Annotated in this window: 16 protein-coding genes; 6 read left to right on the forward strand and 10 right to left on the reverse strand. The window is 57.2% G+C overall.

Annotated elements, in window-relative coordinates; all coding sequences use genetic code 11:
* A partial coding sequence (locus ABI171_RS07345) for a hypothetical protein (protein WP_348099270.1) occupies positions 1–276 on the reverse strand: 276 nt, incomplete at its 3' end.
* Between the two features lie 35 nt (positions 277–311).
* Here ABI171_RS07345 and ABI171_RS07350 point away from each other — a divergent pair.
* Positions 312–659 (forward strand): hypothetical protein, encoded by a 348-nt coding sequence (locus ABI171_RS07350; protein WP_348099271.1) that lies wholly within the window; start codon positions 312–314, stop codon positions 657–659.
* A gap of 48 nt (positions 660–707) precedes the next feature.
* On the opposite strand, the gene ABI171_RS07355 is transcribed toward ABI171_RS07350, so the two are convergent.
* The 6 genes from ABI171_RS07355 to ABI171_RS07380 form a co-directional block, all read right to left on the reverse strand.
* Positions 708–1,010 carry a Txe/YoeB family addiction module toxin gene (locus ABI171_RS07355; RefSeq protein ID WP_348099272.1) on the reverse strand — a complete coding sequence of 101 codons (303 nt, stop codon included), beginning with the start codon at positions 1,008–1,010 and terminating at the stop codon, positions 708–710.
* The gene (locus tag ABI171_RS07360; RefSeq protein ID WP_348099273.1) at positions 976–1,260 is read right to left on the reverse strand and encodes a type II toxin-antitoxin system prevent-host-death family antitoxin; all 285 of its coding nucleotides are present in this window, start codon (positions 1,258–1,260) and stop codon (positions 976–978) included. The genes ABI171_RS07355 and ABI171_RS07360 overlap by 35 nt, the downstream gene beginning before the upstream one ends.
* Before the next feature lie 152 nt (positions 1,261–1,412).
* Positions 1,413–2,108, reverse strand: coding sequence for a hypothetical protein (locus ABI171_RS07365; RefSeq protein ID WP_348099274.1), 696 nt, complete (start codon positions 2,106–2,108; stop codon positions 1,413–1,415).
* Positions 2,109–2,143: 35 nt separating this feature from the next.
* Complete coding sequence (locus ABI171_RS07370; RefSeq protein WP_348099275.1) at positions 2,144–2,572, reverse strand: DUF1801 domain-containing protein; 429 nt, start codon at positions 2,570–2,572, stop codon at positions 2,144–2,146.
* Positions 2,573–2,640: 68 nt separating this feature from the next.
* Complete coding sequence (locus tag ABI171_RS07375; protein WP_348099276.1) at positions 2,641–3,051, reverse strand: SRPBCC domain-containing protein; 411 nt, start codon at positions 3,049–3,051, stop codon at positions 2,641–2,643.
* Complete coding sequence (locus ABI171_RS07380; protein ID WP_348099277.1) at positions 3,048–3,371, reverse strand: metalloregulator ArsR/SmtB family transcription factor; 324 nt, start codon at positions 3,369–3,371, stop codon at positions 3,048–3,050. The genes ABI171_RS07375 and ABI171_RS07380 overlap by 4 nt, the downstream gene beginning before the upstream one ends.
* Before the next feature lie 719 nt (positions 3,372–4,090).
* Between ABI171_RS07380 and ABI171_RS07385 the strand changes: the two genes are divergently transcribed.
* The 3 genes from ABI171_RS07385 (at position 4,091) to ABI171_RS07395 (ending at position 8,995) form a co-directional block, all read left to right on the forward strand.
* Positions 4,091–5,356, forward strand: a complete 1,266-nt coding sequence (locus tag ABI171_RS07385) for a glycosyl hydrolase family 18 protein (protein ID WP_348099278.1) — start codon at positions 4,091–4,093, stop codon at positions 5,354–5,356.
* Between the two features lie 150 nt (positions 5,357–5,506).
* The gene (locus tag ABI171_RS07390; RefSeq protein WP_348099279.1) at positions 5,507–7,789 is read left to right on the forward strand and encodes a carbohydrate-binding protein; all 2,283 of its coding nucleotides are present in this window, start codon (positions 5,507–5,509) and stop codon (positions 7,787–7,789) included.
* Positions 7,790–7,909: 120 nt separating this feature from the next.
* Positions 7,910–8,995 carry a chitosanase gene (locus ABI171_RS07395; protein ID WP_348099280.1) on the forward strand — a complete coding sequence of 362 codons (1,086 nt, stop codon included), beginning with the start codon at positions 7,910–7,912 and terminating at the stop codon, positions 8,993–8,995.
* A 12-nt stretch (positions 8,996–9,007) separates the two neighbouring features.
* Here ABI171_RS07395 and ABI171_RS07400 read toward each other — a convergent pair whose 3' ends face one another.
* Entirely contained in the window at positions 9,008–9,145 is a 138-nt protein-coding gene (locus ABI171_RS07400) for a hypothetical protein (RefSeq protein ID WP_348099281.1), read from the reverse strand.
* A 546-nt stretch (positions 9,146–9,691) separates the two neighbouring features.
* Here ABI171_RS07400 and ABI171_RS07405 point away from each other — a divergent pair.
* Together ABI171_RS07405 and ABI171_RS07410 are read left to right on the forward strand one after the other, a co-directional pair.
* A complete protein-coding gene (locus ABI171_RS07405; protein WP_348099282.1) occupies positions 9,692–12,229 on the forward strand; it encodes a hypothetical protein in 2,538 nt (845 codons plus the stop codon).
* A complete protein-coding gene (locus ABI171_RS07410; protein ID WP_348099283.1) occupies positions 12,199–13,233 on the forward strand; it encodes a tryptophan 7-halogenase in 1,035 nt (344 codons plus the stop codon). Before ABI171_RS07405 ends, ABI171_RS07410 begins: the two co-directional genes overlap by 31 nt.
* Before the next feature lie 79 nt (positions 13,234–13,312).
* Here ABI171_RS07410 and ABI171_RS07415 read toward each other — a convergent pair whose 3' ends face one another.
* Both ABI171_RS07415 and ABI171_RS07420 read right to left on the reverse strand, forming a co-directional pair.
* Positions 13,313–13,465: a hypothetical protein gene (locus tag ABI171_RS07415; protein WP_348099284.1), complete on the reverse strand. Its 153-nt coding sequence runs from the start codon at positions 13,463–13,465 to the stop codon at positions 13,313–13,315.
* 47 nt (positions 13,466–13,512) lie between these two features.
* On the reverse strand, positions 13,513–13,668 hold a 156-nt coding region (locus ABI171_RS07420), incomplete at its 5' end, for a helix-turn-helix domain-containing protein (protein WP_348099285.1).

The raw sequence follows: 13,668 nt of genomic DNA on the forward strand, positions 1-13,668 counted from the left end.
CGGCAAGAATTTGTGCGGGAAACCATATCGCACAGTTGCTATGGCCAGAAACCTTTCAACCGACGTTTTTCGATGGAATTTTCGGAGGTTACCGTCCCTTAAATTTGGATACTTCATGTTGTTGTTACTCCTTCTAGAAAATGAAAAAGCCAGTTTCCAGTTAGAAACAGGCTTTTCATTATTATCTGGTCGACTTAAGTTCGCATAATTTGTATTATGTAAAATAAAGAGTGCCGCCACTTGGTAAATAATTAATGCCCATGTGCAACCAAGCATGTGGGCATTTTTTATAACTAGAGGGAAATAACAACATGCTGTATCCGAACAAACGCTACGGGAATCCTGAGGGACTGAAATATTGGGCAATGGGCATACCGCTCAATCAACTCGCCTACCGACTCCGCCGTACAGAACGATGCGTTAGCAACTGGCTAGACGGAACAAAGAAAATACCGTTCTGGGTTCCAGAATTGCTCCGGCTTCAAAACATGGAGCATGAACACATCATGTGGCAAATGGGGATAGCGCCACTACGCAAAAAACTTGGACTCGTCGATAACGGCCAGATCATTTTGCTACCTGCGCCGAAGAGGAAAAACACGACGCCAGAAACGCGCAAAGACATAGCTGAAATGGAGTTAAAGCGAACAAACGCCTAAGCTGAATGCGGTGGCAACAGGATTAAATTGAAGCCACCGCATAGCTATCTATTTATCGTCGTAATGATAACGACAAGCCACAACGTAAATAGTTTTGTCCTCAGGCAAGTAAACAAGGCGATCTTCTTTTGTGATACGCCTAGACCAGAATCCACTTAAATCGCCTTTAAGCGGCTCTGGTTTTCCCGTGCCTTTAAACGGATCACGTCGACATTCTTCAATAAGAGTATTGATTCTGTCTACGACCTTTGGGTCATCTTTTTGCCATGAGAGATAATCTTCCCATCCTTTATCCGTCCACGAAACAACCGTAGACTTAGCATGTTCCTTGTTCTGCGACTTCTTGTTCATTGCGTATCAGCTCCCGTGACTGGGCCTTGCCAGCTCGAAGTTGTGCAATGGACTCTTTCAAATGCCGAGCATTCTTCGAGGAGCTCAGGAGATGCAACGTTTCCTGCATACCGTTGAAGTCTGCTAGTGACAACATAACTACATGATCGCCGCTGACGCGGGTAATTACCGTAGGAGCGTGGTCATGGCAAACATCGTCCATTACCGTCTTCAAGCCAGCTCGCGCCTCGCTAAAAGTTAGTATGTTCATATCAGCCCTACCTATCTATCTATAAATCCATCAGAATAAAAAAACACTACAAAAAAACCATAACTAAAACTCAAACAACTCTGACTATGATTGCGTTTGATTTTTCAAGTACAACATATTGTACAATAAATAGCCAAAACTTGTCTACAACATTAAAACGGGCAAGCTCGCAACAATGCCCCTGTACGCGGTGCTGTAGCGAGCCATACTGTCTGCAAGGCGTTATTGCACCACGTCTGGATACCATCGAGACCGAATTCAGCGGCTACGGCGAAAGCAGTCTGCACAGCGCCCAGCATGTCTGTTGAGGCGATACGCCACGTATTCACCTCCGGCAGAACAATCCCCCTGGAGCGGAAATACCGTTTTTGATTGATATCGCGGCAATCCATCTCCTTGGCTACATATTTGGCAATGTATGCCGCCAGCTTGTGAGCGCCATTCTTGCCGAAGCCGAATTTATGCGGATCACGAACATTCGATTGTCCCATCTGCTCACCAGATTGGCCTAAGCCGACTATCGATTGCCAGATGGAGCGCAGGAGCATGTACGACTGGCGACCATGGACAGCTATGTGGAAGTGAATAGCGCCCCGCTCTTGCTGTTCGATAACGGCGACATAGTGGAAATCCTTGACCTTGCCAACACGCCTGACGAACGCCTTAAAGTCTTTCAGCGCCCTATCACGGTCCGTCATGTTTTCACGATATGTCAGCGTCACAAGGCGGTCTGCGTTTATCTCTTTGCAGCACAAGCGCACATTCTTTTTTGCTCTGCGGCCAGCATCAGCATCATTGCGCTCGCGCTTCTCAGACGTACCACGCTTTGCAGCCGGTAACGGCAACATCTCACGTCCTATGAAGTGCTTTTCCTTAGAGATGGTTATCTCTTGCTGGCCATTGGCAAAAATGCGTTGGCGAGCCGTATACCCGCAGACGCTTTCTTCTTCAACACGGCCTGGTTGTAGTCAATGGCCGCGCGAATGAGATTTTTTAGCGCAGGTTCGTCAATCTTGTCACCCTCGTAAAAATCGATCGCTCGCCACTTGTTGCCATCGAGACTGGCGTTGAAGAGCTTGTCATGATCCGGCAGGCTCGCTCCATGATAGAAGGTGAGTTTCACCTTATCTTTGTGCGCATTGCCGACCACGATAATGCCGTCGCGGGACCACACCGGGCTCCCCATCCACTTCCATTCCTCGATGATCTCCTTGTCGACCTTAAGAATGCCCTTGCGAATGCTGGCAAGGGTTTTGCCGCGCCAGTCTGGGAGTCCTGCGATCAGTTGATCAATGTGTTCAGTCGGATTCATAGGATCTTGTGCCTCGAATTATTGTTTCGCTGCTTAGGATAAGTTCTATCGGATTGAGCCAATACGCTTCAATCTGCTCGCGTCAACACCTGCTCCAAGGATGTAAAGAACTGCTGCCACCCGGCCTTGGCGCCTTGGTAAGCCTGCTTCTGATCCGGCCGGAAGCCTGTTTGCTCCATGCGCAGATGGGTGCCCTTGCTGGTGGGAGTGAGCGTCCAGGTGACGACACTTTCGAGACCGTGGGCAGCCCAGGTGTAGGAGAGCGTCTTGTTTGGCTCGACTGCAAGTACCTCGCAATCAACTGTGCCCCAGTCTGCGCGCAGGTCGAAACGGCGCCCGACAACCGGGCTGAAATCGTTTTTCATCAGCCACTCCGCAATCAGGTGCGGCTGGGTGAGTGCGCGCCAGATCTTTTCGGGCGGATGCGAGATGTCACGTTCAGTGACGACGGAGAGCGTATCGGTCGATTTATCGTTCATTGGACCATCCTTTTCAGTAGATCTTCAAGATCGTCGAACCGGCTTTGCCAGAACCCGGCCATCTGGCTAGTCCAGTCCATCAAGGGAGCAAGTGCTCCCAACTGCGCGCTATAGTGAGTCTGTCGTCCTTCATGGCGGTCGCTTACCAGCCCGGCTTGCTTCAGAACGCCGAGATGTTTTGAGACGGCCGGTTGCGAGATCCCGGCCCGGGCCGTCATGGCCCCGACCGTCAGCTCTCCTTCTCGACACAATCGCTCGAAGATAGCCCGCCGAGTCGGATCGGCGAGTGTTCTAAAGAGCGCGTCGTGAGTATTTTTCATTTTCAATCCATAACCTATAAGTTATATATTTAAGTGTAGGTAATGATCCATGAATAAGTCAACCTGAATTTTATTTAAATATAGCTATCTAGTTATATATTAATAAAAAGAAAACGGATACCATCACATTCTTCAACTGGCGTCGCGAAAGACGTGGCCCTGGCTTCGAGCCCAAGGCTCAGCCATTGTTCATTTAACCAATGATCGTGCGACAGCAATGTCGTGCGATCACTGGTTAAAAAAATAATTAAAATCCCTCCGTACCTTGTGCCTTCTAAAACCAGAAGATCCCATCAATCGAGAATTTCCCTGGTATTACCACATCCCTCCCGTATTCCCGAAAAATAGCGATCAGTCCACTTTCAAAAACAACAGGTCCTACAACTTAAATAAAAACCAATCCAAACAATGGTTTATGTCTGTATTTGAAAACCCCGGATCAATACGGTTTTTATATATGCTAATACCACTTTGATACAGGTTGACAACCACTTTTCAGGTCCTTAAAGTCCATCACAAGACGTTTCCATGTGGAAATTTTGCAAACTGCGCTTGGGTGCGACCCAGATGCTGCAATCAATCTCAATGGCATCCAGGCATCAACCGGACATCTCGCATCCCGTGGTTGTTCGCTACAGTTTTTGATCACGATTTCACCCCGCGACTCCAGGCAGCGCATCGCGCTGCACCGGCCGCCCCACTCTACCCAGGAGAAGAAATTGAAACTGAAGATGATAAAAGGCTTGGCAATCTGTCTCTCAACCACGGCCTTCGCAGCGCATGGCGCCGGCTTGCAGGGTTTCGCGGCGGCCAGTGCAGCCGGCGCGCAAGTCACATCGAACGCAACCCCTGCGGCCAGTTGCCAGTTCAGCACCTGGACCGACGGCGTCAACTATGCGGTGGGCGCCGTGGTCGAATATCCCGGCAACGGCTTGTTCTACAAAGAGGTGAATGCGGGCACCAACGGCAGCGACGGCACCGATCCGACCATCAGCACCTGGTACTGGCAGCCGACAACTTGCAGCGGATCGTCCACCCCGCCACCCTCAACCGGCCTTATCTACAGCCCTTACTTTTACTCCGGCGACACCGGCGGCGACCAGCTCAATACGGCCGTTACCGGCAACTCGCAACTCTTGCTCAAGGTCATGCCGGCCAAGCTGACAGCCGTGACCTGGGCGTTCGCCACAGGCAGCTGCGGTAGCGAAAACTGGAATGGCGTCTCCGCCGCGGCGTTTGCCAAGGCGAATGTGGCGAGTTTCGTCAGCGCCGGCAAGAAATACATCGTGGCGACCGGTGGCGGCGGCGGAAATTTTACTTGCACCTCGGACGCCAATTTTGCCAAATTCATCAAGACCTACTACAGCGCCAACATGCTGGGCGTCGACTTTGACATTGAAAGCGGCCAGACCCAGAGCGATATCAACAACCTGGTGGCGCGGGTAGCGGCGGCGCAAGCGGCCTATCCGAACCTGCGCTACAGTTTCACGCTGGCGACCGACGGTGGCAATGAAAGCCAGAGTCTGGGCGGCACCGGCGTCATGGTAATGACTGCAATCCAGAATTACGGCCTGAAGAATTACACGGTCAACCTGATGACCATGGATTTTGCCGATTCCGGACAAGAAAATTCCTCGCTGTGCACGCTGAACAGCAGCGGCAAGTGCGATATGGGGCAGTCGACCATCAGCGCCGCCGAAAGCCTGCACAACCATTGGAAAGTGCCATACAGCCAGATCGAGGTGACGCCCATGATCGGCGGCAACGACAGCATAGCCGAAACCTTCACGCCGGCCGATGCCGTTACCGTGTCCAACTATGCGTTGTGGAAGAAGCTGGGCGGCGTGCATTTCTGGTCTTTCTCGCGCGACAGGGACTGCGCACCGGCGACATCGGACAACAATTCCTCCGACACTTGCAATAACTACGGCAAGGCGGGAACCCTGGGCTACACCAACAAATTCATCTCCGCGCTGGGTCTCTGAACGGCAAATTCATTGATTTATTGATCGACTTAATGATCGACCTATTCATCGATCAGAGAGCATGTCCCCGCCAGTACGGCGGGGACGGCAAGCCTTACTTGCGCGTAGTTGCCGCAATCGCTGCGAGCCAAAAACCGATTGGAGATTCTCTTGAAAACTGACGCCCTCGGATATTTATTCAAAAATTTCACGCTGGTCGTTGCCAGCGCCTGCATCCTGAGCGCCTGCGGCGACGGCAGCGGATCCGCCTCCACCTCTAGTGCAGCCGCCAATAGTGCGAAAGCAGCAGTAGCCGCTAGTGCAGGCTCGCCTTACGGCGGCACGCCCTGGCCGTTGCCAGGCACGATCCAGGTGGAGAATTTCGATAGCAGTGGACAAAATGTCGGCTACTACAACGCCGCCAACACCAACCAGGGCGGCCAGTATCGCAGCGCCGAAGGCGTCGGCATCGAAGTTTCCAGCGATAGCGGCACCGGCTACGACGTCGGCTGGACCACGGCCGGAGAATGGCTCAACTACACCGTCAACGTCGCGGCCGCCGGCAGCTACACGCTACAGGCAAGGGTCGCCAGCCTGGGTCAGGGCGGCAATTTCCATGTCAATGTGGACGGTGCAACGGCGACTTCGCAGCTGACGATCCCGGATACACAGGGCTGGCAGAACTGGCAGACGCTCTCCTCCACCATCAACCTGACGGCCGGCCAGCATGTGATACAGCTGTATATGGATAGCGCCGGCAGCAGTGGCGCGGTCGGCAACTTCAACTGGCTCGCCATTGGCAGCGCCGGCGCCGCCCCTGATTTTGGCCCCAATGTCCTGACCTTCGATCCGAGCATGTCCGCAGCCACAATCCAGGGCCGGCTCGACGGCGTCTTCAACCAGCAGCAAAGCAATCAATTCGGCAACGCCCGCTATGCGCTCCTGTTCAAACCTGGCGCCTACAACGTCGACGTCAATGTCGGCTTCTATACCCAGGTCCTGGGCCTGGGGAATTCGCCTGACGACGTCAACATCACGGGTGCAGTGCACGTTTCAGCCGCCTGGGACGGCGGCAACGCCACGCAAAATTTCTGGCGCGGCGCGGAGAACATCGCCATCAATCCGAGCGGTGGTCTGAACCGCTGGGCGGTATCGCAAGGCTCGCCGTTGCGCCGCATGCACATCAAGGGCAATCTGGCGCTGGATGACGGCGGCTGGTCCAGCGGCGGCTTCCTGGCCGACTCAAAGATCGACGGCCAAGTGCAGTCCGGCGGCCAGCAGCAATGGCTTACCAGAAATTCGCAGATCGGCAGCTGGAGCGGCGCCAACTGGAACATGGTGTTCGCAGGGGTGGACGGCGCGCCTGGCGGCGTCGCCTGGCCGAATCCGCCCGATACTGTCATAGCCACCACGCCGGTGGTGCGGGAAAAGCCGTTCCTGACCATCGACGCCGGCGGCAACTACAATGTGTTCGTCCCGGCGCTTGCCAGCAACGGCCACGGCGCCAGCTGGACCAACGACGCTGCGGCGGGCCAGTCGATCGCCATCGGCAATTTCTATATCGCCAAGGAAGGCAGCGATACGGCAGCCAGCATCAACGCGGCCCTGAGCCAAGGCAAGAACCTGATACTCACTCCGGGCATCTATCATCTCAACGATACGCTACGCATCACGCGCGCCAACACCGTGGTGCTCGGCCTCGGCCTGGCCACGCTGCTGCCCGACAACGGCGTGACCGCCATGTCGGTAGCCGATGTCGACGGCGTCAAGATCGCCGGCATCCTGTTCGATGCCGGCCCGGTCAGCTCGCCGTTCCTCCTGCAGGTCGGGCCGACCGGCAGCAGCGCCAGCCACGCCGCCAATCCGACCTCCCTGCATGACCTGTTCTTCCGAGTCGGCGGCGCAGCTGTCGGCAAAGCCGCGGTGGGCCTGCAAATCAACAGCAATGACGTCATCGGCGACGATTTCTGGATCTGGCGCGCCGACCATACCTATGGCGTCGGCTGGACCACCAACACCACCACCAACGGCCTCATCGTCAACGGCGCCAACGTCACCATCTACGGCTTGGCCGTCGAGCATTTCCACCAATACCAGACGCTATGGAACGGCAACGGCGGCCGCGTCTATTTTTATCAGAGCGAACTGCCCTACGATGTACCGGGCCAGGCCAGCTGGATGAACGGCAGCAAGAACGGCTATGCCTCCTACAAGGTGGCCGATTCGGTCACCAGTCATCAGGCATGGGGAGTGGGCATCTACTGCTACTTCAACACTAACAGCAGCGTCAAACTGTCGAGCGCGATCGAAGCGCCGGCCTCTGGCTTGAACGGGGGCATGTTCCACAATATGACGACGGTCTCGCTGGGCGGCGTCGGCGAGATCACGCACGTCATCAACCAGTATGGCAATAGCGCCAACGCCGCATCCAGCGTAGTCAGGCTGGCGCAATAAATATAAGCACGGCACAGGTTTTCCTGCACGGGGATGGATTTAGTTGACACATATTTGCCTCAATAAAATTGTTCAACCGCGACGTCATTCATTTTGGAGAATATTTTGCAGAATTTACCCATGAAGATAATATCAAAAGCCCTGATGCTTTCCTGCGGGTTGCTAGCCGTATCCTTTAGCGCCGGTGCCCGCAGCCCCGCCGCCGCCGGCAGCCAGGCCAGGCTGGATGCCAGGGTCGCCCCTTGCAACGCCGCCTGGATAAGCGGCGCCGTCTACACCGCTGGCGACAAGGTCAGCTACGGCGGCGTCAACTACAACGCCGCCTACTGGACCCAGGGCAATAACCCGACAGTCAGCAGCGGCGCCGGCACTACGGCGCAGCCTTGGATAACCGGCGCCAGCTGTCAGCAGGCGAAAGCAGGCGCCAACGACCACGATGCGAATTTCTCCCCTGCCACCTTGCAATTCCTGAAGACCAATACCGGTCTCGACGGCGAGCAGTGGGACAACATCATGAAGCTGATCAACAAACCGGAACAAGATTCGCTCGACTGGACCAAATACTACGGCTACTGCGAAAACATCAACGACGACCGCGGCTATACCATCGGGATTTTTGGCGCCACTACCGGCGGCTCCAACGATGAAGGTCCGGACGGTCCGGCGCTGTTCAAGGAATTCGACGCTGCCAGCGGCGCCGCCAATCCCTCCATCGCAGGCGGCCTGGCGCGCGCCGGGGCGCATGGCAACATGCAAGGCGCAATCTTGAAGATCACCGACAGCAAGGCGGATTTCTACAAGAGGATCGAGGCGCTGCAAAACAATCCGGCATGGCGCGAAGCCATGTGGCATACCTTTTACAATGTCTACATCAAGTACAGCCTGCAGCAGGCGCGCCAGCGCGGCTTCACGACGGCGCTGACCATCGGATCGTTTGTCGATACGGCACTGAACCAGGGCGCCAGCGGCGACTCCGACACGCTGGAAGGTGTGCTGTCGCGCTCGGGCAGTAGCGCGGATGAAAAAACCTTCATGACCAGCTTTTACGCGCAGCGCAGCAAGATCGTCGACACTAACCAGTACAACCAGCCGCCAAACGGGAAAAACCGCGTGAAGGAATGGAGCACACTGTTGAATCAAGGTGAAACCGATCTCAAGAATGCCGATGCGGCCGTGGTCAAGGTGACCCGCTGGACCATGCATTAAGACCTTGGCACTTCAATCAAAACTGATCTGACAAGCGAGCCGGGCTTTCCCATGCAAGCACGGCTCGCGATCAAGATATTGCGCTTGGGTGACGGGATGACAGGCGATCACTACCGTTTTCAGGTCGAGTGTTTCAGGCAGATGTTCCATGTTCTCCATAATTCCGGCGCGCGTTGTACAACATCCGGATAGGCGCCGTTTTATGCCGGCAGTATGCGTCGTTGGCCCTGGCGTGACCGGTGATGAGCATAGCGTCTTTTCTCCCGACACTTCTTGGTACGCGCCCTGCTTCAGTGAATTCAAACGGGAGATATCAAACAATTTCCCCGCGCGGCTTCCATGAGGCTGCTCGTTGATCCCCGCCGGAATCCTGCGAAATCGTACATACCAAATCATCGCACCACAGTCAACTGCCATTATTGCACGGTGGCAACTTCATCTTTTCCCTATATCTTGAATGCACCTCAAGAGGAAAGGCACGGCAGGCATTGCCGGTTAGGGATCGGGCCGCGCAGGGATTCTGGAAGCGACCTCGAGTATTCCAACGCCACAACGCTGTTTTTCACACTGATATTTTCTTAAATAACTGATGGAGAAAAGCATGGAATCTTTTTGGTACCAACCTATCATTCCTCCTGGACAGGTTTTCAAGCAAGACCTTGGCAGGCCTGCAATCCAGACTGAGGAGTGCTGCTCATGAGCACCCGTCGCGATTTTCTCAGGGCCGGCACAGCCGGTATCGGCGTGGCTCTGGCCAGCGGCTATCCGGGTTTGGCATTCGCGGCGCCCAGCCCCAAGCCATTGATCGATTCGGTCGACGCCATATGCCGGCGTCTGAGCGCGGCGGGCTGGCGCGACATGCTGCTCGATGTAACCGCCGGTGTGCTTGACATCCGCGCCACCAACCTGTGGCAGGAACTCGCCAAGCCATTGCCATGGATCGACCGCAGCTTTCCCGGATTCGGCGACTTTGCCATCGCCGGCGAACGAGCGATCCAGCCGGGGCAACCGGACTACAGCCTCTTGTATCATGCGCTGGCGGCGCCTTCCGTCACCACCGGCCGTAATGGCGTGCCATTGAGCGCGTTTCCGACGCTGGCTGAGATCGACGCGGTAGAGAACTACATCTACGCCACCAAGCGGGCTTCGCTGAGTACGGTGCGCGCCGGTCTCGGTTCCTGGCCAGTGGCTGTCGCGATGTTTGCCACGCAATACCGCAATGCGCCGATGGCGGTGAGCGGCCAGCATGCGCAACTGTGCTTTGCCCGCTGCGGGATTGGCCGTATCGGTAATCTGGGGCCACGCTACGATGCGCGCCTGCGCAGTTTTGTCGGCAGGGACGACGCGACCGGACCGTTTGATTTCAACGTTGTGCCGCGTCGTTTCTCACCTTATCTGGCGATACAGATGCCGCTCGACTCCGGCGCCCCGGCCCGGTTCGGGCCGCAAGATGTGCTCGATACAGACCGCCTGGACAAGCGCCAGTTCTGGGTGCCTGTCCACAAGCTGTTCGGCGGCATCGAATGCTTCGCCGGCATGGACCTGAACATCGCATTGAGCCGGGGCATGCTGAACGATGAATTGGCCAGCTTCCATCGCTTCCTGGACGCGGAAAAATTACAGAACAACTGGACCGGGGCAAGCCTGCAACAATATCCGTTCTCGATCCGGGATGAGAAAATCGCCTCGCTGTCGTCCGAACAGGAATTCGGCCCCGGCGTACTGGTGCCGCGCGCCAACGCCATGGTGGAACAAGCCAGTTATCAGGGCGCGCTCCTGACCTTCCCGGTCGATCCGAAGTACACCGGCGACCGCACCAAGTTGCAAATGTCGTCCATGTTCGTCCTGCCCGGCGGTCTGCCGCCCACTTCTCCGCAGTACCTGGAGGACGCCGAACAAAGCAAGTCGCGGCCTGCGCCTGAATATATCAACATCCGCCACCGCGTCGTCAACGGCCAGATCGATAATCTGAATAACCGCCCTGACCTGGCCGACATCATGGCGCGCGGTAACTACCAGGCCCTGCATTACATCGATTTCAGCGGCGACGGCTGGATCGCCGCCAGCTGCCCCGAGCTGACGCGGGCCGGCATCGGCACCTCCAAACCGGCGTTCTGCATGGTCGGCTTGCCCGACTTCCTGCCCAAGGTGGGGCAACGGGAATTGATGCTTTGGTGGAATAACGAATTTCCCAAGCCATTGCGCGAGGCCTTGTGGGCCACTCCCCCCTTCGCCTTGTCGCAAACCCGGATGGCTGCCAATATCGAGCTGTCCGCCGGCTTTAGTATCGATGACGACACCATCAGCGCCATCGTCGCACAAGCCCAGGGCATGGATGGCGCTGCGGTTGGCAGCCCGCCGCAGGCGCCGAACGGCTCGCTGCGTTTTGACAAGGTCGGCCTGCCGGACGGCTCGCCCGGCCTGTTTGATCCCGGCTGGGACAGCAGCATGGGCGTCAACATCGACCGCGGCGGCAGGCTCAAGCGTTTCCTGGTCAGCCATGGGCTCGGCTCGCCCTTTATCGAAGACGCCAAGCTGTGCGCCGCCTTGGGCAGCTACTGGCCGGGCGTCGCGCCGGACGCCACGCGCCAGTATCAGCCGGACAAGATACTAAGCGGCATCTCCTATCCATGGCCTACCGCGGTACCGTTTACCGACGAAGAAATCGGCATGCGGCAGGTGGCGGACGGCCCGTACAAGGGGCTTAACCTGCCCTGGGACGGCGTACCCGGGCCGCGGCGCAGCATTTTCAAAGCCAGGCAAATGATTGAATACGAGGACGAGCACCGGGTCGACTACATCGATATCCTGGGCACGATGACGGCCGCGCTGACGTCACGCATCGAGCTCGACGACTACAAGGCGCGTACGTTGTCCATGGCTGCGGTTTACTGGAGCCTCGGGATTCGCAGCAGGCTCGGCAGCGATAACAATACCAACAGAGTGTTACGCGAAAAGGCGGCATGGGCAGTCCTGTCGTTCAGGCCGGTGCCTGCCAATGACGGGATGTTGGCGTCGATCGCTGCGCCGATGGGCGCCAGAATCGATCCGCAGCGACGCTACTACCGCTTCGAGCTGTACCGCTGGGGGGAACGCTTTACCGACCCCGCGAAACCGCGCAGCGTGCTGGTGGACATCCTTGAAGAAGCAACGGCTTATACCGACGGCAGGCAGGTTTTGATGACGCGTGGACCGGGAGCGCCTTGGAAACTCGACACTACGATACCGACCTAGCCATCATCGGCGGCGGCCCTGCGGGCAGTGCGACAGCGATTGCCTGCGCCGCCGCCGGGCTGCGCGTGCAGTTGTTCGAGCGCGACATGTTCATCGGCGAACGACCGGGCGAGACCTTGCATCCGGGTATAGAGCCGTTGCTGGCGCAACTCGGCGTCGAAGGCGAACGACTCGCAAATGTGGTCGGTGCGCGCCACCAAGGCGTCTGGATCGATTGGAACGGCAAGCGTCGCTTCGAACCGTTCGGCGCCGACGCACAGGGACCGTGGCGCGGGTTCCAGGTCCGCCGCACAGCGTTCGACGCCATGCTGCTTGAGCGCGCCGCTGAAGCCGGGGCCGTGGTGCGCCAACCCTGCACGGTTTCCAGCCTGCTCATGCAAGACGAGATTATCTCGGGCGTCATGACAACCGATGGCCCGCTCACTGCCCGCATGGTGGTCGACGCCAGCGGCCGGGCGCAATGGCTGTGCCGCGAGCTGGGAATCGACAAGCCGGCGCGCTCGCCGCGCCTGATTGCCCGCTACGGTTATGCTGATGGTTCTTGCCCAGAGCGCAATGCCGCGCCACAAATGTGTGGCGACCAGTCGGGCTGGCTGTGGACCGCCATGGTATGGCCCGGCACCTATCAGTGGACCAAAGTGGCGTTGGATGGCTGCAAGACAGCGCCCGGCTGGATGCCCGAAGAGCTGCGCCACCTGACCCCCAAAGGCCCTTCTCGCGGCGCCGATGTCACCTGGCGCATCGCCAGCGAAACCGCTCGTCCCGGCTGGTTCATGGTGGGCGACGCCGCCGCTGTGCTGGACCCGACGTCATCGCACGGCGTCCTCAAGGCGCTTATGTCCGGCATGACGGCGGCGCAACTGATCGGCGCCGTGCTGGCCGGCTCGGCGTCTCCCGCAGAAGCTGCCGGGCTCTACCACGATTGGCTTGCCGGCTGGTTCGCCAACGATGCAGCCCAATTGGCGCAATTCTACGGCCAGCTCGGGATCACCGGATTCAGATAGGTTACAGGTTCATGCAAAATGGACCCTGTTAAAAAAGCCCGGCGGTTGCCGGGCTTCTCTGCTTCCACCTGCTGATGCACTAGCGCTTCTTCAATGCTTCCAGCCCGAATTTCGCCAGCATCATGTCTGCCGTCTGTAGCGCCCCCTCTACCCAGCCCTGCGCATCGGAATAAGCTTCGCCGCAAATGTACAAAGGCTGCTGGCCCAGCGGCTGGATGATCCTCTGTTTCACTTCCCAGCTTTTTAGGGGTCGCTTCAGGAAACGGAAAATAAAGCACGTTAAGAATGCGAGGACGCAGGAATCCAGTGGTACAGAGTTGGCACGGACACGCCCAGGTTCTTGGCTACGTCACGCGGCGGTACGCCGCTGGCCAGCAGTTTCCTGGCTGACCCGATTTTGCTATCGGTCATTTTCCGCTTGCGCCCTCCCTTGCG

Source organism: Collimonas sp., from assembly GCF_039923675.1.
Lineage (GTDB): Bacteria > Pseudomonadota > Gammaproteobacteria > Burkholderiales > Burkholderiaceae_D > Collimonas.